General features: G+C 49.1%; 16 protein-coding genes. 12 read left to right on the forward strand and 4 right to left on the reverse strand.

Going from position 1 to position 22150, the window contains the following annotated elements; translation table 11 throughout:
- Positions 1 to 104: 104 nt before the first annotated feature.
- From ACWB0I_RS10115 to ACWB0I_RS10170, 12 genes are all read left to right on the forward strand, one after another.
- Positions 105 to 1454 (forward strand): Gfo/Idh/MocA family protein, encoded by a 1350-nt coding sequence (locus ACWB0I_RS10115; protein ID WP_479387942.1) that lies wholly within the window; start codon positions 105 to 107, stop codon positions 1452 to 1454.
- 274 nt (positions 1455 to 1728) lie between these two features.
- Entirely contained in the window at positions 1729 to 2808 is a 1080-nt protein-coding gene (locus ACWB0I_RS10120) for a Gfo/Idh/MocA family protein (protein WP_479387943.1), read from the forward strand.
- Positions 2809 to 2975: 167 nt separating this feature from the next.
- Positions 2976 to 4196, forward strand: coding sequence for a nucleoside permease (locus tag ACWB0I_RS10125; protein WP_479387944.1), 1221 nt, complete (start codon positions 2976 to 2978; stop codon positions 4194 to 4196).
- 13 nt (positions 4197 to 4209) lie between these two features.
- Positions 4210 to 5460, forward strand: coding sequence for a Gfo/Idh/MocA family oxidoreductase (locus ACWB0I_RS10130; protein WP_479387945.1), 1251 nt, complete (start codon positions 4210 to 4212; stop codon positions 5458 to 5460).
- Positions 5461 to 5470: 10 nt separating this feature from the next.
- The gene (locus ACWB0I_RS10135) at positions 5471 to 8791 is read left to right on the forward strand and encodes a 3-keto-alpha-glucoside-1,2-lyase-like domain-containing protein (protein ID WP_479387946.1); all 3321 of its coding nucleotides are present in this window, start codon (positions 5471 to 5473) and stop codon (positions 8789 to 8791) included.
- A 205-nt stretch (positions 8792 to 8996) separates the two neighbouring features.
- Positions 8997 to 10439: a 3-keto-alpha-glucoside-1,2-lyase-like domain-containing protein gene (locus ACWB0I_RS10140; RefSeq protein ID WP_479387947.1), complete on the forward strand. Its 1443-nt coding sequence runs from the start codon at positions 8997 to 8999 to the stop codon at positions 10437 to 10439.
- 48 nt (positions 10440 to 10487) lie between these two features.
- Positions 10488 to 11837: a Gfo/Idh/MocA family oxidoreductase gene (locus ACWB0I_RS10145; protein ID WP_479387948.1), complete on the forward strand. Its 1350-nt coding sequence runs from the start codon at positions 10488 to 10490 to the stop codon at positions 11835 to 11837.
- Between the two features lie 11 nt (positions 11838 to 11848).
- Positions 11849 to 13651 (forward strand): cytochrome c3 family protein, encoded by a 1803-nt coding sequence (locus ACWB0I_RS10150; RefSeq protein ID WP_479387949.1) that lies wholly within the window; start codon positions 11849 to 11851, stop codon positions 13649 to 13651.
- A 3-nt stretch (positions 13652 to 13654) separates the two neighbouring features.
- Positions 13655 to 14245 carry a hypothetical protein gene (locus ACWB0I_RS10155; RefSeq protein ID WP_479387950.1) on the forward strand — a complete coding sequence of 197 codons (591 nt, stop codon included), beginning with the start codon at positions 13655 to 13657 and terminating at the stop codon, positions 14243 to 14245.
- Between the two features lies 1 nt (position 14246).
- Positions 14247 to 14936 (forward strand): discoidin domain-containing protein, encoded by a 690-nt coding sequence (locus tag ACWB0I_RS10160; protein ID WP_479387951.1) that lies wholly within the window; start codon positions 14247 to 14249, stop codon positions 14934 to 14936.
- A gap of 155 nt (positions 14937 to 15091) precedes the next feature.
- A complete protein-coding gene (locus tag ACWB0I_RS10165) occupies positions 15092 to 16660 on the forward strand; it encodes a flippase activity-associated protein Agl23 (protein ID WP_479387952.1) in 1569 nt (522 codons plus the stop codon).
- Positions 16650 to 17549 (forward strand): FAD:protein FMN transferase, encoded by a 900-nt coding sequence (locus ACWB0I_RS10170; RefSeq protein WP_479387953.1) that lies wholly within the window; start codon positions 16650 to 16652, stop codon positions 17547 to 17549. The genes ACWB0I_RS10165 and ACWB0I_RS10170 overlap by 11 nt, the downstream gene beginning before the upstream one ends.
- A 1626-nt stretch (positions 17550 to 19175) precedes the next feature.
- Here ACWB0I_RS10170 and rpsU read toward each other — a convergent pair.
- From rpsU to tgt, 4 genes are all read right to left on the reverse strand, one after another.
- Positions 19176 to 19355: a 30S ribosomal protein S21 gene (gene rpsU / locus ACWB0I_RS10175; protein WP_479387954.1), complete on the reverse strand. Its 180-nt coding sequence runs from the start codon at positions 19353 to 19355 to the stop codon at positions 19176 to 19178.
- 84 nt (positions 19356 to 19439) lie between these two features.
- Positions 19440 to 20369, reverse strand: coding sequence for a methionyl-tRNA formyltransferase (gene fmt, locus ACWB0I_RS10180; protein WP_479387955.1), 930 nt, complete (start codon positions 20367 to 20369; stop codon positions 19440 to 19442).
- Complete coding sequence (gene yajC, locus ACWB0I_RS10185) at positions 20369 to 20701, reverse strand: preprotein translocase subunit YajC (RefSeq protein WP_479387956.1); 333 nt, start codon at positions 20699 to 20701, stop codon at positions 20369 to 20371. The genes fmt and yajC overlap by 1 nt, the downstream gene beginning before the upstream one ends.
- A 17-nt stretch (positions 20702 to 20718) precedes the next feature.
- Positions 20719 to 21861, reverse strand: coding sequence for a tRNA guanosine(34) transglycosylase Tgt (tgt, locus tag ACWB0I_RS10190; RefSeq protein ID WP_479387957.1), 1143 nt, complete (start codon positions 21859 to 21861; stop codon positions 20719 to 20721).
- Positions 21862 to 22150: the final 289 nt, after the last annotated feature.

Below are 22150 nucleotides of genomic sequence, written 5' to 3' on the forward strand. Positions count from 1 at the left end.
CCTTTTCCGCTGCCTTACCTTGCTTTTTGGAGTTTGTTTTTGTAAAATAAAAACTAAATTCGTTCACGGAAACGCATTACATTTACTTGAAAGGGATGCCGACCATGAATTCAGATCAAACAAACATTTCCCGCCGTAAATTTTTGGCCCAATCCAGTCTGGCTGCTGCTGCCTTCACCATTGTTCCCCGCCATGTGCTTGGAGGCAGAGGGTACAAGGCTCCGAGCGACACATTAAATATCGCCTGCATTGGCGTAGGCGGTAAAGGTTACAGCGATTTACACGCTGTGAGTACAGAAAATATTGTAGCCCTGTGCGATGTAGATGAAGACAGGGCCTCCAAAGCCTTTGCCGAATTTCCGAAAACCAAAAAATATTACGATTTTCGGCGTATGCTGGAAAAAGAACACAAACATATCGATGCCGTTACGGTCAGTACACCGGATCACACCCATGCGGTTGCTGCCATGGCCGCCATCCAGTTAGGAAAACACGTTTTTGTTCAAAAACCGCTCACACACTCTGTTTACGAGGCCAGAATGCTGGCCAAAGCAGCTAAAGAGAAAGGGGTTATTACCCAGATGGGCAATCAGGGGCACGCCGGAGAAGGTAGTCGCCTGATTTGCGAATGGATCTGGGCCGGTGCCATTGGCGATGTGTACGAGGTACACACCTGGACCAATCGCCCCATCTGGCCCCAGGGAAAAGAAGTGACACGTCCTCAGGAAATTCCGACCACCCCACCCACTCTACACTGGAATCTGTGGTTGGGGCCGGCTCCCTGGCGTCCCTACCACCCGGCCTATGTGCCTTTTAACTGGCGTGGTTGGTGGGATTTTGGCACCGGCGCGCTGGGCGATATGGGCGCACACATCATGGATCAACCTTACTGGGCTTTAAAACTGGATCTGCCCGAATCCGTTCAGGCTACGTCCACCGAATTCAATAACGAAACCTATCCCCTGGCTTCCATTGTTCGCTACCAGTTTCCCCGGCGCGGAAACATGCCACCGGTTAAATTGGTCTGGTACGATGGCGGCCTGATGCCCCCAAGACCCGATGATCTGGAAGAGGGGCGACGCATGGGAAATCAGGGAGGCGGCTGTATTTTTTACGGCACCAAAGGGAAATTAATGTGTTCCGTGTACGGTGAAAATCCGCGCCTCATTCCGGAAAGCAAAATGAAAGAATTCCAGCTTCCGCCCAAAACCATTCCCCGATCGCCCGGCATTCATCAGGAGTGGATCGAGGCCATTAAAAAAGGGACGCAACCAACCACCAATTTTGAATATTCAGCGCGCCTGACCGAAACCATGTTGCTGGGCAACATTGCCATTAAAACAGCTCATGAAAACAAAATTTTACAGTACGACGGAAAAAATATGCGCTTTACCAATAGCGAAGAAGCCAGCGCTCTGCTGACGCCAACCTTTCGGAAAGGATGGGAGTGGTAAGATGGTTAAGTGGTAGATGGGTGCCGGGTGTCATTTCGAATTCCCGCTTCAAACGTAACCCGAGCTTTAGCTCGAGACCTACACTGGCAGGCTGATTTTTCCCCTTGCCCCGGTTTGTGGGAGAAGGGGTTAGGGGTTGAGGGCTACCTGCACCTCAATTTTCGAGGAGGGGAGGCCAAATCGCGACAGAGGAACCAAAGAGCGAGGGCTCCTTACACAGCTGAAAGCCCAAAGCCCTGTAGAGAGTAACCATGGACCAGTCGTCGGAGAAAAAATGAGAGATAAGCCTTTACGTGTTCTGGTGGTTGGCGCCGGTAATATGGGAGCTTCGCACGCCCGCGCCTACCATCAAATACCTGAATTCGAATTAGCGGGCATCGTAGCTCCTTCCCCCAGCAGACGTCGGCCACTGGCCCGTGAACTGGGAGGAGTCGCCGAGTTTTCCGATTTTGATCAGGCCCTGCAACAGGCCAGAGCCGATGCGGTGGCTGTCTGTTCCTATCCTGACACGCACCTGCCTTACACACTGAAAGCCTTACAGGCCGGAGCGCACGTTTTTGTGGAGAAACCCCTGGCCGAAACTGTACAAGGCGCCAGGCAGATCATTGAAATGGCTCAAAAATCCGGACGCAAAGTGGTCGTAGGCTATATTTTACGACATCACCCTGCCTGGCAAAAATTTGTTGATCTGGCCCAGAGTCTGGGGAAGCCGCTGGTCATGCGCATGAATCTGAACCAGCAGAGCGCCAGCAAGGAGTGGGAGACCCACAAACAATTGATGAAAAGCATGTCGCCCATTGTGGATTGCGGCGTGCACTACGTGGACATCATGTGCCAGATGACGCGCAGCAAACCTGTACGTGTGCAGGCCATTGGCGCTCGTCTGAGTGATGAAATTCAACCAGACATGTACAATTACGGCCAGCTACAGGTTGTGTTTGAAGACGGTTCTGTGGGCTGGTACGAAGCAGGCTGGGGGCCCATGATGAGCGAAACCGCCTTTTTTGTAAAAGACGTGATCGGTCCCAGAGGCTGCGTAAGTATTGTTGATCCAACGGCTGTAGGTCACACAAATTCTTCGGATATTGACAGCCACACCAAAACCAACAGCTTACTGCTGCACTTTGCCGAACGCCGGGAAAACGGCGAATTTGCCCGACCCGATCAGCTCATCGATACCCACGATGAACCCGATCATCAGGAGCTTTGTCTCAGAGAGCAGCAATTTTTTCTAAAAGCCATTCAGGAGGACCTAAATTTAAGCGAGCATCTACAGGACGCGCTAAACAGTCTGCGTATTGTACTGGCCGCCGATCAATCGGTACGAACGGGCCGCGTGGTCGAATTGGATTAAATCGGACAGGGCCTGACCAGCGGTAGCCGCAGGTTTCAAGCCTGCGTTACGCTCTGAAACCTGTGCAGAGAAGGGAAAAGCAGCAAACTGTACCCGGAGTTACCGGAATGGCGGGTTAAGGTCGTAAACACCGGATTTTTCGTTTCATTTAATAAAAGGAGTTAACCGTGGGCAGCAAAACCTATCTTAGACTCAGTGCAATGATGTTTCTGGAATTTTTTGTCTGGGGGGCATGGTTCGTCACTCTGGGAACCTATCTGAACGCCATTCATTTTTCTGGTTCACAGATCGGTTACACCTATTTAATGAACAACATTGCCGCCATTGTTTCACCATTTTTTATCGGGATGATTGCCGATCGCTACTTTAATTCGGAAAAGGTCATGGCCGTATTGCATATTCTGGGCGGTCTGGTACTCTACTTCACTTCCAATATTACACAGGCCCTGCCACTGATTTTAGGCTTGCTGTTGTACAATTTGCTGTACATGCCGACCATTGCCCTGGCCAACACCATCTCCTTTACGCAAATGGAAGATCAAAAATCGCAATTCCCCAAAGTACGTGTCTGGGGAACCATTGGCTGGATTGTAGCGGGCTTAATGATTACCTTCATCCAGCTCAACTTTTACCAGCAAGTGGAAGCCAGTTCTGTGCCCATGAAGATGGCAGCCTTGGCCTCCATTTTACTGGGGCTCTATTCCTTTACTCTGCCAAAGACACCGCCGCAAAACATTGGAAAAGACGTAACCCTTGGCGATATTTTAGGCGTTAAAGCCCTTAAGCTGATGAAGGAGCGCTCATTTCTGGTCTTTGTTCTGGCCTCTTTTTTCATTTCCATTCCCCTGGCTTTTTACTACAATTTTACCAACATGTTCTTGAACGGTCTGGGAATGACCGGTGTAGCTGCCAAACAGTCCATGGGCCAAATGTCCGAAGTCATTTTCATGTTGCTCATGCCCTACTTTTTCAAGCGCCTGGGCGTCAAACCCATGTTGCTGATTGGCATGTTTTCCTGGGCTCTACGTTACATTTTGTTTGCTCATGGCAACATGGGAGCAAATTTGTGGATGCTTTACGTAGGCATTCTGCTGCACGGCGTTTGTTACGATTTCTTTTTTGTCACCGGTCAGATTTACGTAGACCGCAAGGCCAGCGGCGACATTCGGGCCAGCGCCCAGGGGCTCATCGCTCTGATTACGTACGGCTTAGGCATCGGCACGGGCTCTGTTATTTCGGGTAAGGTCGTCGACTTTTTTACCAGGAGCGGAGTTCGGGACTGGCACGCCATCTGGTGGACGCCCGCCATTTTCGCAGCCATAATCACCGTGCTGTTCTGGATCTCGTTCAATGACAAAGATGACAAGGAAGCGCAGGCTCAAAGATAGGAACGCACAATCCATGAAACGAAGAACTTTCATCAAACATTCATTGATTGGTCTGGGAGCGTTTACCATTGTTCCCAGGCATGTTCTGGGTAGAGGATTTCAACCGCCCAGCGATACGCTAACCAAAGCCGTGATCGGTGTGGGCGGCATGGGCCAGTGGCACGCCTTTTCCGCCCCGGGAAAATTGCTGGCCGTTTGCGACGTGGATGAACAACATTTGCGCAACACGCTGAATAAAGCCGCCCCACATGTGAAGGGCTACAAAGATTTCCGCGAAGTGCTCCAGCGTGACGACATTGACATCATTCACATTGCCACGCCCCCCCACTGGCACGCATTGATTGCGGCCTACGCAGCACGCGCCGGCAAGGCCGTGTGGTGTGAAAAGCCCATGACGCGCACCATTGGCGAAGGCCGGCAACTGCTTGAAATCATCCGGCAGAATGGCACTATTTTCCGCGTTAACACCTGGTTTCGTTTTCAGAGTTCCTTCTATCGTTTCGGTTCACCGATTAAACCGGTCAAGAAGATTGTTGAAAATCGTCTTCTGGGCTGGCCGCTGCGCGTCATCATCAATGAATCCACTGGTTTTGGCTGGAAATTTTACTGGCAGGGACGTACCGATTTACCCCCCCAATGGATTCCACCGCAATTAGATTACGATTTCTGGCTGGGACCGGCGCCCTACAAACCATACCATCCACACCGCGTACATCGGACCTTTCGCGGTTACTGGGATTACGACGGCGGTGGGCTGGGAGACATGGGCCAGCACTACCTGGATCCCGTGCAATATGTTTTAGAAAAAGATGACACCAGTCCCATTTACATTGAAGCCGACGCTCCGCAACAGCATCCGGACGCGGTAGGCACCTGGCGCGAAATCCACATGAAATACGCAGATGGTTGTGAAATCATTTTGGATGGTGAAAACCGCTATCAGAATGCCCCCTTCATTGAAGGGCCTGAGGGCAAACTTTTTCCGGAATTGAAATCCGACATTCCGAACCTGTCAGAAATTTTGCACACTCTGCCAGATCCCGAACCACAAATAACAGATTTTCATCAGGCAGTACGCACCCGACAAAAATTCGCCCTGAACGAATCAAACGGTCACCGTTCGGCTACCCTGGTTAACCTGGCTAAAATTGCCGTTCACCTCGGGCGCCCGCTGCGCTTTGATCCCGAAAAGCAGGAATTCATAGACGATCCGATTGCCAATAAAATGATCTTTCAACCCATGCGTTCTCCATGGAAATTTTAAGGGGAAAATTATGCAATTGAGTAAAATGGCAAAATACCTGAGCGCTACTCTCTGGTTGATCATCCTCAGCGCATGCCTTTCTTCCCATCCGCCCGCTAATATGGAACGAAGTAAAACCATTCCCCTTTCCAGACTGTTGGCCCTGTTTCCGGCGCAAAATGCGGTACAGGAACAGTTACTGGTCCGGGCGCTCATGGATCTGCCTCAGGATAGCTTACAGAACGTAATCCACTACTTTGCCCGGGAACCGCACCACTTAACATTAAAGGCCCAATACGCTATTCATGCCCTGGCATTGAATTTTAAACGACTTGACCAGCAGCAGCAAAAAAAGCTGGTTAATCTCTTTAGCGACGCGCTCCCCCGAATCACCGATGCTCAGCAACAACAGTTTTTGATCGAACAGATGCAGTGGAGCGGGGATGATCGTTTCGCTCCGGTGCTTAAACCGTACTATTTTAGCCAGGTACTGCAACAGCCTGTGCTACGCGCTCTAAAGCAGCTCAAAGGTCCGGCCTGCGACCAAACCATTCTCCAGCTTCTGGGCCAGGCCAACGACGCCTCCCTGCAGCCTCTCATTGAACTGTGCGCCGGCAAAAATTTAAAGGCCAGCGCCCCCTATTTACAAAAGCTGGCTTCCTCTGAGCGGCCGGAAATCAAAAAAGAAGCTCTTCTGGCCCTGGCCAGGTTGGGCGATCCCCTCGTTTTAGCCCAGGCCAGGCAGCAAATCGAAACAGCCCTACCCTTCATCTCTTCCCTGATTGCCACAGGGAAACGGCAACAGGCAAAGGGGATGATCGATCACTGGCTAAAACGTTCCGCTACCTTGACCTGCGAGCAGTTCACTCAACTGCTCACTCTGACCCGCAACCTGGACGAACCAAGGGCCATTGAGCATGCTTTCCGTCAGTGGGCAGCGCCGAACACGACAGCGGAGTGCCGCAGCGCCATCCTGCTTACCGTCAGCACATGGAACGATTCCCTGCTGGCCCTGACCTTCGGTAAAATTTTGAACGAAGAGCGCGCCATTCTAAAATCAGAAATCATTGCTTTCTTCGCCCGCCAGAAAAATCGTTTTGTTTTTTCACAAATTCTCCGTTTGTTGGGTCAGCAAAACAGCGACTCCCTGACCCTTCAGGCAGCCATTCAGGCCCAGGCCTATTACAGGAACCCTGCAGCCGTGCCCGTCTTATTCGATGAACTGAACACACACCCGCAAAATAGCCATCTCGTCCTGAACACATTGAACCACTTTGCCTTGCAGCAATATCAGTTGCATTTAATCGAGGCCTATGGTACGGCTCCCCTGCAAACCAAAAAAGCGATCATCCGCTTTGCTGCTCGTCGGCAAATCACGAGTTTAAATCCAGCCATTATTCGGGAACTGCAAGGCGAACATCGGGAATTACGGCTGCTCGTCTGGAAAAATCTGACGCATTTTGCCGGACAGGAAGCATTAAATGATCTGTTGACCGTAGCCTTCAATGTACAGGATGAAAGCGAGCAGAACCAGGCTTTTAAAGGCCTGGCCCGCATGGTCAAAGAGCGCAATCTGCAGCGAAGCCTGTTAAAGTTGCTGCAAAATCGGTGGCCGCAGGCTGAGCAACAGACTCGGCTGGCCATCCTGAACCTATGTAGAAACATGGGCGGTAAGGCCTTTTTTAAATTTGTAGAAATGGCCGGCGCGGATCGTTCGGCTGAACTCAGACAGGCTGCGCGCACTACTCTGTTAAAATGGCCGGATGATGCGGCGCTCAACGCTTTGCTGTTGTTCATCCGGGATTCCGGGGATCAGGCGCAAAAAATCCTTGCCCTGCGCCAGGCCGTACAAATCATCCAGAACAATGGAATGGCTGCCGAGCGGGCCCTGCCTGCTCTGAAAACGTTACTCAGTCTGGCCGAACGTACTGCGGAAAAAGAACGTGTGGTCAGCGTTATGGGCCTCTTTCCTTCCTATGAAACCGTAAAAACCTTAAGCGCCCTGAGCAGCGATGCCACATTGGGCGCCTCAGCCTTTAACGCTTTGACGCGCATCATGCAATCCCTGGAGCCATCGCCATCATCAGAAGTGCGACAGGCCTATCTGGCCCTCATCGCAGCCCACGCCAGTCCGCAAGCGCTTAGCGCCATTCAGGAGTTGCGTAGCCTGAACAAACCGCCCGAAGGATTCGAAGCGCTTTTTAACGGTCGGGATTTAAGCGGCTGGCAGGCTGTGGCGCTTGATCCCTTAAAGGCAAAAACTCTGCCGCCACACAAACGCGACAGTTTACAACAAGCGGCCGATGCCGAAATGCGTAAACACTGGAAAGTGCAAAACGGTATTCTGATGTTTGACGGAAACGGCTATCTAAGCCTGCAGACCAGACGCGCCTTTCGTAATTTTGAACTACTGATCGACTGGAAGATTGAAAAGTTCGGCGACAGCGGGATTTACCTGCGCGGTTGCCCCCAGGTCCAGATATGGGACCCACAACAGTGGCACATCGGTTCCGGCGGACTGTACAATAATCAGCACCACGCCAGCCAACCGCTAACCACCGCCGACAAACCGACTGGTCAGTGGAACCACTTTCGCATCCTCCTCAAAGGCGACCGCGTCACCGTCTATTTAAACGATGTTTTAGTAGTGGATCAGGTGGTACTGGAAAATTACTGGGAACGCGATCAGCCCCTTTACCCCGTTGGCCCAATTGAGTTACAGGCCCACAATTCGCCCCTTTACTTTAAAAATATTTTTATTAAAGAATTGCCGGACGAGCCGCCACTGTTTAAAGGCCCGCTCTTTAACGGTAAAAATTTAGATGACTGGCAGGTGATTGGCAACACAACGGATTCCTGGGGCGTAAAAGACACCATTCTGTACACCACAGGCCAGGGCGGCGGCTGGCTATCGACCACGCGTGAATTCGGCGATTTTAAATTGTCACTGGAATTCAGAGTCCCTGCCGGCGGAAACAGCGGTCTCTTCATCCGAGCTCCGCACCAGGGCGATCCGGCTTACACGGGCATGGAAATCCAGATTTTGGACGATTACGCGCCAAAGTACGCTCATTTAAAACCCTGGCAATATACGGGCAGCATTTATGGCGTTCAGGCGCCAGCCCAACGCGTCAGCCGATCTGCCGGCCAATGGCAAAAAATGGTCGTTACCTGTCGCGGCCCGCAAATCGAAGTGCAATTGAACGGTCAGGTCATTAACAAAGCCAATGTCATCCAGTACATGCATCTGGAAAGAAGCCATCCGGGGTTAAAACGGCGCAAAGGATTCATCGGTTTACAAAACCATTCATCCGTGGTTGAATTTCGTAACATTTACCTGGAGGAATTGTAATTCAGACCCTGGGAGCAGCAAGCGCAGCGTAACTCGAGCTTTAGCTCGAGCCTTGTGTAGTAGAGAAGAAAGCATTAAGCGCAGGCATCAAGCCTGCGCCTACCGGCTGACTGAATTTCTCCCTCGCCCGCTTTGTGTGGTTAGAGGCCGAGGGCTAATCGTTGAAGAGCGCCCCAACAAATTAACAAAACAGAGGAATCAACAAATGCGTTATTTCACAGGAATCTTACTCATGGTAACCTTAATCTGGGCACAAAATAACTCTCTGGAGGTCAACAGCCATCCACCGACCGATGTGGTCAAACCCTGGAGGCTTTCTGTACAATTGTGGACCTTCCACAAGTACACCTTTGAAGAAGCGCTGGACAAAGCCTTTGAATTAGGCGTTTCCTGGGTTGAAGCCTATCCCGGACAAACGCTCAGCCCCAAATTTCCCCATCTCAAATTTGACCACAACCTTCCTCCGGAATTCATTGAGCTAATTAAACAGTGGTTGAGGGAACGCGGATTACGCCTGGTAAATTACGGCGTCGTTGCCTTAACCAACGATGAAAATGCAAATCGGCAGGTTTTCGATTTTGCCCGGGCCCTGGGCATCGAAACCATCGTAGCCGAGCCGCCCGAAGAGGCCCTGCCCCTGGTCGATAAACTGGCTCAGGAATACAAAATCAAAGTGGCCATCCACAACCACCCTAAACCCTCTCATTACTGGAATCCACATACCACCTTAAAAGCCCTGCAGGGACGCAGCGCCTATTTGGGAGTTTGTGCCGATACCGGCCACTGGCCGCGTTCCGGAGTGAATGTACTGGACGCTCTGAAATTGCTGAAAAAACGCATCATCTGTTTTCACTTTAAAGATCTGAACGAATTTGGCAAGAGAGAAGCCCACGACGTCCCCTGGGGCACGGGCATCAATCACATGGAAAAAATTTTACGTTATCTGGCCCAACAAAAATTTAGCGGTGTGTTCTCCATTGAATACGAGTACAACTGGACCTCATCCATTCCTGAAATCAGACAGTGCATTCAATTTTTCAACCAACAGGCTGTTCATTTTTTTCCGGCCCAATGGAAACCGCTTTTTAAAAGCGATTTGAGCAATGCGCTGATGAAGCAAAACAGCTGGACTTTTGAAGATGGCCAATTGAGCCGTTCAGGCGGCGGGGACATCTGGACCCAGGAACGTTACGGTAATTTTATTCTTGATCTGCAATTCAAACTGGCGCCCCAAACCAACAGCGGCGTCTTTTTGCGCACGGGCAGTATTGAACACTGGTTACACACAGCCATCGAAGTACAGATTCTGGATTCTTTCGGTAAGTGCCCTCCCGACAAGCACGACTGTGGCGCCATTTTCGATTGTCTGGAACCTGCTCAAAACGCCGTGAAACGTCCCGGCGAATGGAACCGCTACACCATTTTTTGCCAGGACAACAAAATCAACGTGGTTTTAAACGGCCAGCCGATTATTGACATGGATCTGAATCGCTGGACGCAGGCGCATCGAAATCCGGATGGCACGCCCAACAAATTCAACACAGCTTACAAAGATATGCCACGCCAGGGACACATCGGCTTGCAGGATCACGGGCATTCCATCTGGTTCAGAAATCTACGTATTAAACCGTTGGACGCTACAGAGTAATGAAAAGAGAAAAAACAAAAAGTCAAAAACAGTTTAGTAAGAGGAGCCATGGAGTCAAAAGAAAAAACACCCGGTCAGGTTAATCGACGTGAATTCATTAAAAAAAGTACGGCTTTGGGCGCGGGGATTGTGCTGGCGCCCATGATCATGACGCGCGCCAGAGCCAACAACAGCAATGATCTGCATGTTGCCCTGATTGGCGCCGGCGCAGAAGGCAGCGTCTTGTTGAACGCCTGTTTAAAAATTCCGGGAATTCGTTTCAAGGCTGTGGTCGATATCTGGGAAAAATACAATCTCAGACGCGCCGTACGCCTGTTGAAAAAGTACCGTCACGATGTACGCGGTTACATTGATTACCGCGACATGCTGGCCAAAGAAAAAGACCTGGATGCGGTTATTGTAGCTACTCCCGATTTCTGGCATGCGCCGCAAGCCGTTGCCTGCATGGAAGCCGGATTGCACGTATATTGTGAGAAAGAGATGTCCAACACCTTAAAAGGAGCGCGCGAAATTGTTGAAGCCCAACGACGTACCGGCAAACTGGTGCAAATCGGCCATCAGCGACGCAGCAATCCACGCTACCGGCACAGTTTCTTTAAACTCATTAAGGAAGCGCAATTGTTAGGCAGAATCACCACAGTAAACGGTCAATGGAATCGCTCCGTTCAACCCGATTTAGCCTGGCCCGAAAAATACGCCATTCCTGAGTCCATTTTGCGCCAATATGGATTCAAAAACATGCACCAGTTTCGTAACTGGCGCTGGTACAGGGGGCTGGGCGGAGGTCCTATTGTGGATCTGGGATCGCACCAGCTCGATATTTACAACTGGTTTCTGGAATCTATTCCCCATTCTGTGATTGCCAGCGGAGGTACAGATTATTACGATCCTAAAACCCATGAATGGTACGACACGGTCCTGGCTACCTTTGTGTACCACACAAAATACGGAACGGTACGCGCCTTTTACCAGACCATTACCACCAACAGCAATCTGGGCTACTTTGAAACCTTCATGGGCGATCAGGGCACGTTGCAGATTTCGGAATCCGGTAATCGGGCTGGCCTGTACCGCGAACAGATGGCCCCGCCCTGGGATCGCTTTGTAGAAATGGGTTACATCAAAGCGCCCCAGGAAGAAACACCCAAACCGGCGGCTGGTGCTGTGCTGGATGTGCGCGAGACGCTGGCTCCGCCAAAATACGAATTGCCCATTGTAATGCGCGATCCCTACCATAAGCCGCATCTGGAAAACTTTTTCAATGCCATTCGCGGTCAGGAAGAGTTGAATTGCCCGGTTGACATCGGTTACGAAACGGCCGTTACTGTGTTAAAAGTCAATCAGGCTGTGGCTTCCGGGCACAAAATTTTTTACAAACCTCAGGAGTTTAAGATTTGACAGGAAAGGCCATGATGAAATATCTGTTCGTGCTGGTCGGTCTCTTGTGTTTGCAGGCAGCGGACTTCCGTCTTGGCGATGTTGCCGATGGTAGCCGGGCCACTCCCCTGCACCACATCCGGCTTTTTGACCAGGACAGCTCGGTTATTTACCCGGATGAGCGCCCCTTGCTCCCCTTTTCCACAAAACAGAGCTGTTCGTCCTGCCACAACTATGAGCTGATCCGAAAGGGCTGGCACTTTAACGCCGGCGATTCAACGGTAAACGATGGGCGGAACGGGCATCCCTTTTTCTGGGTTGATCGACGGGCTTTACTGCAGGTGCCGCTCAGTTACCGGCAATGGACGGCAAGTTTTAAGCCACAGGCCTTTGGAATCGATGCTCTGCACTTTGTCAGTCGCTTTGGCGGGCAAATGCCCGGAGGCGGCCTTGCCGAAGACAGCAGCCGTTGGGCGCTGAAAAATTACTGGCGCTGGCAGGTTTCCGGAGTTGCCGAAGTGAATTGCTTCGCCTGCCACGATGCCAGTCCGCTCTACGATGCCGCCGAATACGCAGATCAGATGAAACGCCAGAATTTCCGCTGGGCCGCAAGCGCAGCAACCGATCTGGCCCGCGTACAGGGCAGCGCACGCGACATGCCCGATTATTTCGATCTGTACTGGGGCTTTGCTCCGGACGAACCGCGCAAAAAACCGCCAACAGTTCAGTACAGCGCCCAACGTTTCGACGAAAAAGGGAAGGTAACATTGCGCCTGACACGCAACATTCCCGATGAGCGCTGCTACGCCTGTCATTCGCTAAAAATAATGAGCAAAGGGCAAACAGCAACCCTGCCCCATGCTGATGTCCACTTAAAAGCCGGACTGCACTGTGTTGACTGTCACAGGAACGGTCTGGATCATCAGATCGATCGCGGGCTGGAAGGGCAAACCTACTCCTGCGCCCATTGTCATTTAAAGAGCGGAGAATATGGCGCCCCAAACCCCCGGCATGGCGGTTTACCTCCGGTTCATTTTGAAAAATTAGCCTGTACCACCTGTCATTCCGGCCCTCTGCCGGCCGACACCACGTTTACGGTGCACACTTCCATAGGCCACAAACTGGGCACGCGTTACGCCCGTCGGGCCGCCCGCGCCCTGCCCCATATCCAGGCTCCCGTGTTCGCTGTGGATCGTCAGGGAAAAATCCGTCCTCACTTCTTGAGCTGGCCAGTTTTCTGGGCCACCTTTCAGCAGGACACCCTGCGCCCGGTTTCCCTTGAAACATTACAAAGGGTGGTTGTGCCTCTGGTGGCCAGACAGGACACCCTGCCTGTTCCCGGCTGGCCGGCTCTCAGCGATTCACTGTTACAGGCTGCGCTGGATTCCCTGTCGGCCGTGCTGCCCGATCAACCAATAGCCCTATTGGTTGGTCAGACGCTGTTCTTTGTAGACAAAGATGGGGCATTGGGCCAGAAACACACACCCCTGGCCCGGCCCTATCTCTGGCCGCTGGCCCACGATGTACGCCCGGCAGCACAGTCTCTGGGAGCGGGTGGTTGCACAGATTGTCACACACCGGCTTCACCCTTTTTCAGGGGCAAGGTGCAAAATGAATGGCTCTTAAAGACGGCGGAGGCCGCCACACTCTCACAGAGCGCTTTCATGGGCGTCAATCGCTTCAACGCCTTTCTCTTTTCCTTTTCCTTCTACTTTCGGCCATTGTTAAAAATTTTAGTAGTTGCTCTGTACGGGTTGTTGTTGGCCGTTTTTTTGCTCTTTTCCTTAAAAGGGATTCATCGCCTGTCCATCTTACTTCATCAACAACAGGAATAAACCATGTTTCGAATGAGTGTATTGATCGTTTTGCTTATTGTGTTCTTTGTTGTCTGGAAAAAAAGAAAAGCGCTTTCGGCCTTACGTCCCTTCTTTGTTCAAGGGGACACAGCAAAGTTCATTACGCGATTGCGTCGCTCCTCTTTCTCCTGGAGCCTGGCCCTTTTTCTGCTGCTGGCAGCAAGCGCGTTTTTGCCCATCCTGCTAAGCGGCCGGCACATGCAGGGCCTGCTGTTAATCATCCATGTGTTGCTGGCGCCCTTTTTTCTGACGGCCTTTGCCCTGTGGATTTTAAGCAGCGTGCAACAAATGACTTTTGATCATCAGGATGCTCGGACCTTTGTCCGGGGCTGGAAAATGAGTTTCAGAGATGCGCATCTCTTTCCTAAAATGGCGTTCTGGCTGATTTTTTTCCTCAGCTTAATGGGCATCGGCGCCATCATCCTGAGTCTTTTTTCCATATTTTCCGCGACTGCCATCGGGCAATTGATCGCCATTCACCGCTATGGCATGCTGCTTACATTCCTGATTGCAATTTTAGCTACCATTCACTATTTTTCGCTTAAACAAAAAACAAACGATAAGGAGAAATAAGATGTTGATTCGTCTTGTGCTCATTTTGACTCTTACCGCTTTACCTCTGTTCGGACAAACGCAGAAGGCAAGCCAGCAAAAAGATCAAGATCAAAAACTGGTGCCTATTGAGATCAAATTGCCCAGGCCCATGTTCATCGGCACGCCCCAGAACTTGAACGTGCCTAATCTGGAAAAACCGCTGGGCAAACCGCGTCCCCCGTTTCTGGCCCCGGCAGGAACAAAAAACGTGGCCCTGGGCAAACCGGTGACCAGTAGCGACGAAGAACCCATCATCGGGGAAATCGACATGATCACCGATGGAGACAAGGAAGCCGGCGACGGGCATTACGTGGAATTGGGTCCTTTTACTCAATATGTGACCATCGACCTGGGCGCGGTACACAACATTTATGCCGTGGTTCTCTGGCACTTCCACAAGCAACCCCGGGTTTATTTTGACGTGGTCGTGCAGCTCTCCAACGATAAAGATTTTATTAAGGGCGTAACGACTATTTTTAACAATGATCACGACAACTCTTCGGGTCTGGGCAAAGGAAAGGACAAAAATTACATCGAAACGGCCGAGGGCAAATTAATCGATGCCAGGGGGCTTCAGGCCCGTTACGTGCGCTGCTATTCGAACGGCAACAGCAACAACGATCTGAACCATTACATCGAGGTGGAAGTGTACGGCAAGCCCGTCAAATAGTCTGAATGTTGCCTGCCGCAATTAAACACCTGACAGGCAATGTCAGTTTTAATACTCATGTTCCGCAAAGCCGGCGCCAATTCAGGAAACGGCTAACCGCTTTCAGCCCTGTCGGGCAGCGGGTTGAAAAAAATTGTAACACAGGTTTTGCCATCTTGGAAAAACAACAGCACCTAAAAAGACACAAACATTTTGTCTTCCTGGCCATTTTGATTCTTGCTGTCGGATTAGCCCTGCGTTTAATAGATCTCGATCGGCGTCCCATGCACGGCGATGAAGCGGTCAACGCAGCTAAATTGGATCAACTCATGCAAAGCGGAACGCTGGAGTACGACCCGGCCGAGTACCACGGCCCGCTCTTTTATTATCTTTCCTGGCCCTTTCTGGCCATACAGGGGAAAACCGAATGGCGCACCTGGTCGGAAAGCGACTTACGCCTGGTCAGCGTCGTTTTCGGGTTGTTATTAGTGGCACTGCCCCTATTGCTGCGCCCTTTTTTAAACGAACGCAGTGTGCTGCTGGCCATGCTGCTGGCTGCCCTGAGCCCGGTGTTGATCTTTTACAATCGCTACTACATTCATGAAACGCTGTTCGTCTTCTGGCTCTACCTCAGCCTCTTCCTGTTCCTGCATTCCCTTGCTTCGGGGCGATTAATTTCTTTTTTTCTGGCCGGATTAAGCCTGGGCCTGAGTGCAGCCACCAAGGAGACCTGGATTATTTTTGCTTTCAGTGCTTTTTTAAGCGTGCTGCTTCTGAAAAAATCGCTGTCCCCGCAATGGATGCTGAAGACAGAGTCGGCGCTGTTTTTTTTCGTGGGCTGGGCTCTGGCCGTGGGGTTGTTGTTCAGCGCCTTTTTGCAAAACATGAACGGGCTCTTTAAACTGAGTCAAAGTTTTGGCTTCTACGTTCAACGCGGCATGAGCGGAAGCGTTCATGCCCATCCCTGGTTTCAATACGTCAAATGGCTTTGCTTTTACCGCAGTGACTCCTTCTGGTGGACGTCGCAATGGCTACCAGGCTTGCTCTTTTTTTGGGCATTGTTTGGTCTGGCGCTGCGCAAAATATCAGAGCCCAAGCGCTACCGGCCGCTTTTCTTTCTGGCAGTGACCGCGCTGCTCTGCGCAATCATTTTTTCGGCCCTGCCTTACAAAACGCCGTGGAATGTACTGCCTTTCTGGTTTGGCATGCTGATGGTCGCCGGATGGGCTCTGTCTTTCCTCTGGCAACAAAAGCCGCTGTTGGGCAAAATAGTTCTTGTTTTTTTGATGGTACTCTTTAGCTGGCAATTCTACTGGCAAAACTTCAAAAAGGAAACCAGCATTCAAAATCCTTTTGTTTACGCCCAGCCGACTAAAGAAGTTTTAAAGCTGGCCCAAACCGTGGATGCCCTCTGGCAACACATGCCGGACAGCACCCTACGTTACCTGCAGGTCATGGTACCGCACAACGACTACTGGCCGTTGCCCTGGTACCTGCGCCAGCTGAGCAGAGTCGGCTGGTGGGCTGCACCTCCGCAGGACAGTCCACCGGCACCGTTGATCATTGCCGATATCTCTCTGGAGAGTGAACTCATTGATTATCTTTACAACCGGCCTGCGCCCGGTCAGCGCAAATTGTACATTCCCTACCTTCAACAACCGGTCTCTTTGCGTCCGGGTCAACCGTTGTTGCAGTTGTACGTGCAAAAAGAGTTTCTGGACAGGATGACGCTCCATGAACAGTGATCTCGTACAGGCTGACTGGCCATTTCACGCACTGCGTTTTCAACATTTTGCCATGAATACCATTTTCGAGATTTTTGTGGTTCATGATCAGGAATCGTTTGCCAGCGGCGCTGCGCACGAAGCCTTTTTGCTTTTAGATCAACTGGAAAACGATTTAAGCCGATTCAAAGAGAACAGCGACGTGGCCCGAATTAACCAGTTACAACCCGGCGAATCGACGGTGGTCAGTCCGCACACCTTTGAATGTTTACAGCGCGCCAGAGAGATGTTCCAATGGACCGAGGGCATGTTCGATGTGGGCGCCGGAGATGTGTTCGATTTTTACAAAGGCAAAAAAGCGGCGCCTCAGGTAATCCAGAGTGGATCTGTTAAAAATCTGGAATTGCGGTCCAAAAATTGGTCCGTCATCTGTCGCGACGCTCCGGTTTCCGTTGATCTGGGCGGCATCGGCAAAGGCTTTGCCCTGGAACAGATGAAGGCCTTGCTATTAGACTGGGAGATTGAGAGCGCCCTTTTGCATGGCGGACACAGTTCCGTTTTGTGTTTTGGCCCACTGGCCTGGCCGCTTTCTCTGCACAATCCATTTACAAACGAGCGGCTCGTGCAGAGGCTTCTTTTGCAGAATCAGGCCCTGGGCGCTTCCGGGTTGGCCAAAGGCCGGCACATTGTTAATCCTAAAACAGGGCAGCCGCTACAGGAACCTCGCGCGGCCTGGGCGCTGGCGCCGGATGCCACCCTGGCCGATGCGCTTTCCACGGTTTGCCTCCTCTGGCCTCCGCAGAAGTTGACGGCATTTTTCCACAAACACCCGGAACTGGCCTTCTACCTGGCGGCCGAAAAAACCGTTTACCATTCGCCAAACTGGCCGCAAAATTTTACCGCAGCGTAGCCCAATCTTAGAATACTTCCTTCAAAACATAAAATGCTTTAGCGTGCGAAAATTTTTGTGCTGTGTGAAGAAGCAAATCTGTTGAATTGTTGAATTGTTGATTTGTTGAATGGTTTGATGTCCCGTCCCAGAGAATCGCAATTTCCGCTGCGCTCCAACCGGCTAAAGCGGTCGGACAATTAAGAAAATTTCCCACACAGGTCTTCCCCCTCTCCCAGATTTTTATTCTGGGAGAGGGGGATTGAGGGGGTGAGGGCTAATTCGTGAAATAACTTCCTCTGTTGGAAGGGAAGAATTAAGAGTGTAAGATTTAAAGGGTTCCGGGGCACCGGCCTGTCAATTTTTAAAGAAGGTTTTTGGTTGCGGCTGTGCTGCATTAGAATACTTCCTTCAAAAGATCTAATCCCGCCACAGCGGGATGCGAAAATTCTTGTGCTGCATTCTTACTAAGCTTTCCCAAAAATTAAAGTAGATGAACATTTAAAAATCAATCTTTACATTGTAAAGATTATAACTCCCCCTTCCCTTTTTTTAAAGGGAACAGGGCCGGGGGGATGGGTTTTAAAACAAAAGCTCGCCATAAATGCTTCGCCCGTAAAAAGTCGCGGACTGAAGCACGAGTTACATTGCTCTTTCGAATGTTCTGCCAATGTAAGGGATTCTCAGAATGACATGCCGGCACGGTTCCTCACCGCCTGGGCATAAGTTGCCCCTTCGCAAATTAATTCATAATTCGTAATTTTTAATTTTTAATTTAAAAATACTTCCCTGTGCTCTCTGTGGTTGTTTAAATCCCCAAGGAAGGTTTTTGGTTGCGGCTATGCTGCCTTATAAATTTAGGTTCTTTATATAAGTGGGCCAAATAATTTTGGGGCATTCTTTGGGCTTTTTCATACAAAGAAAAAAGAAGTATTTCTGATATTAGCCGAATATGCCAGGAATGCGAAAATGGACGAAGGAGCAAGGAAAATTTTAGAAAAATATAAGAAAAAATACAAAAATAAAATTAATGTAAAAAAGTTGGTCAAGCGATAAGAAATATTCTAGTATAAATAGTTAAAACTGAAAGACTAACATTTTTGCCTTTTTACACAAATTTAAGGATTTAATCTTATTTTATTTATTATTTATGGATTAACTATTTTACCATATATAAAGATAAAAAGTATGAAAGAATATTCAAAGAAATGGAAGATTGGGAATACATTGACAGGAAACCAGTTCTTTTGTTCAATTTCTATTTTTTATAAGTACTATTATTTTCTTCATCTTAATTGTTATCGCTTTATTTAGGGAAAGATAAATTATCAAAATTTGAGTCGAGTATTTTTCAGAAAAAATAAAAGCTTAAATTTTATTTAAGCTTTATTAATTTGGGGTAATTTATCTTTGAGAAAATAATGGTGAGTTTCTAGGATATTATTATGATGGTTTTACAAATTTACATGCTAACTGGAGTGATGAGGCAAATACATGGGTGATAGGCAAGCCAGGCGAACAAGAGTATGGTTATAATCCCGAGAATTAAACTCCCTTCACATCCCATTAAAAAATATATTTTACAGCGTGCCGAAATTGCTTTCCAGGCAAAGAAATTAAATTAAAACGGGGAGCTTGCTCCCCATTTTAAGTATTCATCATCTTCTTGCGCCATTTGAGCTTGGCGCGGTGTCGCTTCTGGCTTGGACTGATATAGTGCGACTTTTTATGACATATCTCTATGATTTGTGCCTTGCGTACCTTACGATTAAAAGCGCGCAAAGCTGAATCAAAATCACCATAATTGGGAACATGAACGGTAATCATGATTACCCCCAGATTGATTAAACTCAATGTATTTAAAACGCCTGAGAGTAATCGATGTTTCCATATTCTGGATGAAAAATTCCTTTACTCCAGAACCTGCCCCTCTTTCAATTGATAACCGTTTAAAAATTCCTGCACCGCCATGCGCTTCTTCCCCTGTATTTGAACTTCAAACACATCAACAGCGCCCCGCGTACACTTAACGGTAAAACCATTTTTAAAAACCTTCACTATTGTACCCGGTTTATGTGGAGTATCATAACGCGGTACTAAACCAGACCTGAAAATTTTCAGCATCCTCCCCTGCCAGTAACAATAAGCAGCAGGATAGGGACTGAGCCCACGAATCCAGTTGTGCACCTGTTGAGCCGCTTGATTAAAATTCAGATGACACATCTCTCTGGTAATTTTGGGCGCTTTCGAGGCCAATTTTTCATCCTGTTTTATGGGAACAAGGTCATCAGCCTGCAAGCGATTTAGAGTTTCCAGCAAAACTTCTGCGCCAATCTCCGCCAATACATCGTGAAGTTCACCGGCGGTCATATCCGGCGTGATGGACACTCTGCGTTGCAAAAGCATATTGCCCTGATCCACGCCTTCATTGATAAGGATGGTGGTAACCCCGGTTTCTGTCTCTCCATTAATAATGGCCCAGTTGATCGGCGCTGCTCCGCGGTAACGGGGCAAAAGCGAGGCATGTAAATTAATGGTTCCCTTTGGTGGAATCGTGAACACCTCTGGCGGTAAAATTTTAAAAGCCACCACTACAAAAGCATCGGCCTTAAATTGTTTAAGCTGCCGAACAAAAGCTTCATCTTTTAATTTTTCTGTTTGTAATATAGGTATGCCCTTTTCCACCGCCAATTGTTTTACCGGTGAAGGTCTTAATTTTAGACCGCGCCCCTGGGGTTTATCGGGTATTGTAACCACAGCCACAACATCATGCTCAGAGTGCAGCAGTTTTTGCAGAGACACCCTGGCAAAGTCGGGCGTTCCCATAAAAACAATTTTCATCAGCTTTTGCTACCCGCCTTTTTAACGAAGTTAATGGCTGTACGCTCTACATGGATTTTTACATTGTCATCCACTTTTAAAAGAACGGTCTTTTTATCATCACTAAAACCAACGACTTTCCCATGGATGCCGCCCATAGTGACCACATTATCGCCTTTTTGCAATGCATCAAGCATTTTCTGTTTTTCTTTTTGCTTTTTAGCCTGTGGGCGAATCATCAAAAAATACATGATAACAATAATGAGAATGAACGGTAAAAAGGCCACCAAAGGGTTTCCGCCTCCCCCATTGCCCTGATTGGCTGGAGCCATGAGTAAAATACTTTGTAACATAAATCTCTCCTCTAATTTTAGTTTTCTACTGTTTTTGTTATGTTCTTCAGAATTTGCTTTTTCCAGTCGCTAAACTGGTCATTTAAAATGTTTTGCCTGGCCTTCCGTACCAGATCCAGATAGAAGTGGACGTTGTGTAAGGTAGCCAGCGTTAAGCCCAGAATTTCATTGACATTGTACAGATGTCGCAAATAAGCCCTTGAAAAGTTCTGACAGGTGTAACAGGCGCATTGAGGATCAATAGGCTTTTCATCTTTTTTAAACCGGGCCGATTTCAGAACCATTTTACCCTGCCAGCTAAATACGGTTCCATTGCGCGCATTACGCGTTGGTATTACACAATCGAACATGTCAATCCCGCGCTCAATGGCCTCCAGAATATCAGAAGGCATGCCAACACCCATCAGGTAACGGGGTTTTTCTTCGGGCAGAATTTGCGTACAAAAATCAGTCATGTCAAACATCACCTCTTTGGGCTCCCCAACCGCTAAGCCACCAATGGCATAGCCAGGAAAGTCGAGCTCCACCAGCGCCCTGGCGCTTTGCTCCCTCAGGTCCTTAAATGTACTTCCCTGAACAATGGCAAACAACCACTGTTTGTGTCCGTACAGCGGCTGCCAGCGACTGAAAATTTCGCGCTGCTTTCTTGCCCATTGAATGGTTAAGTCATTTGATTGCAATGCATATTCATAAGAAGAAGGATATGGCGGACATTCGTCCAGCACCATCATGATATCGCTGCCTAAACTGCGCTGGATTTCCAGAACCAGCTCGGGCGTAAATTTGTGCAATGAACCGTCCAGATGCGATTGAAAGAGGATGCCCTCTTCATCGATCTTACGCAGTTCTTTCAGGCTGAACACCTGAAATCCGCCACTGTCCGTCAAAATAGCTCGGTCCCAGCTAATGAAGTTGTGCAAGCCGCCCAGTTTCTCAATTAATTTGTGCCCGGGACGCATATAAAGATGGTAGGTATTGCCCAGAATGATGGATGCATGAACTTCGCGCAAATCTCTTGGCGAAAGCGTTTTAACCGTTCCCTGAGTTCCCACGGGCATAAAAACCGGTGTTTCTATTTGCTGATGATCGGAATGGATTAAACCAGCTCTTGCCTTGCTGTTGACCTCCGTGTGTATCAGTTCAAAAAACATGCGCTCCATTCGTTTTTATTTTTCAGAATGGTAACTTAATATTTTTTAAGTAAACAGAGCAAATATTTCTAAGGCCGCAGAGCCGCACCCCAAAAACATTTCCTCGGGGATTTAAGCAACCACAGAGAACCCAGAGCAGTTACAAAGGGCGCAATGAATTAGTTTTAATTAAAAATGAGTCCACTCTAAAAAGGTATTATTATCGAATTTTATTTAAATTTGCCTATTGTTTTTATTTAAATTACATCAAATATCTTCGTGTTAATCCGTGAAATTCGTGGTTTTTATACTGAACTCA

This window comes from Caldithrix sp., from assembly GCF_056497305.1.

Excerpts from the sequence above, each read along its gene's own strand:
- ACWB0I_RS10170 (WP_479387953.1), top strand. The coding sequence starts at position 16,650 with ATGAACAGTGATCTCGTACAGGCTGACTGGCCATTTCACGCACTGCGT.
- ACWB0I_RS10115 (WP_479387942.1), top strand. The coding sequence starts at position 105 with ATGAATTCAGATCAAACAAACATTTCCCGCCGTAAATTTTTGGCCCAA.
- ACWB0I_RS10120 (WP_479387943.1), top strand. The coding sequence starts at position 1,729 with ATGAGAGATAAGCCTTTACGTGTTCTGGTGGTTGGCGCCGGTAATATG.
- ACWB0I_RS10135 (WP_479387946.1), top strand. The coding sequence starts at position 5,471 with ATGCAATTGAGTAAAATGGCAAAATACCTGAGCGCTACTCTCTGGTTG.
- ACWB0I_RS10130 (WP_479387945.1), top strand. The coding sequence starts at position 4,210 with ATGAAACGAAGAACTTTCATCAAACATTCATTGATTGGTCTGGGAGCG.
- ACWB0I_RS10155 (WP_479387950.1), top strand. The coding sequence starts at position 13,655 with ATGTTTCGAATGAGTGTATTGATCGTTTTGCTTATTGTGTTCTTTGTT.
- tgt (WP_479387957.1), bottom strand. The coding sequence starts at position 21,861 with ATGGAGCGCATGTTTTTTGAACTGATACACACGGAGGTCAACAGCAAG.
- yajC (WP_479387956.1), bottom strand. The coding sequence starts at position 20,701 with ATGTTACAAAGTATTTTACTCATGGCTCCAGCCAATCAGGGCAATGGG.
- ACWB0I_RS10150 (WP_479387949.1), top strand. The coding sequence starts at position 11,849 with ATGATGAAATATCTGTTCGTGCTGGTCGGTCTCTTGTGTTTGCAGGCA.
- rpsU (WP_479387954.1), bottom strand. The coding sequence starts at position 19,355 with ATGATTACCGTTCATGTTCCCAATTATGGTGATTTTGATTCAGCTTTG.
- ACWB0I_RS10140 (WP_479387947.1), top strand. The coding sequence starts at position 8,997 with ATGCGTTATTTCACAGGAATCTTACTCATGGTAACCTTAATCTGGGCA.
- ACWB0I_RS10145 (WP_479387948.1), top strand. The coding sequence starts at position 10,488 with ATGGAGTCAAAAGAAAAAACACCCGGTCAGGTTAATCGACGTGAATTC.
- fmt (WP_479387955.1), bottom strand. The coding sequence starts at position 20,369 with ATGAAAATTGTTTTTATGGGAACGCCCGACTTTGCCAGGGTGTCTCTG.
- ACWB0I_RS10160 (WP_479387951.1), top strand. The coding sequence starts at position 14,247 with ATGTTGATTCGTCTTGTGCTCATTTTGACTCTTACCGCTTTACCTCTG.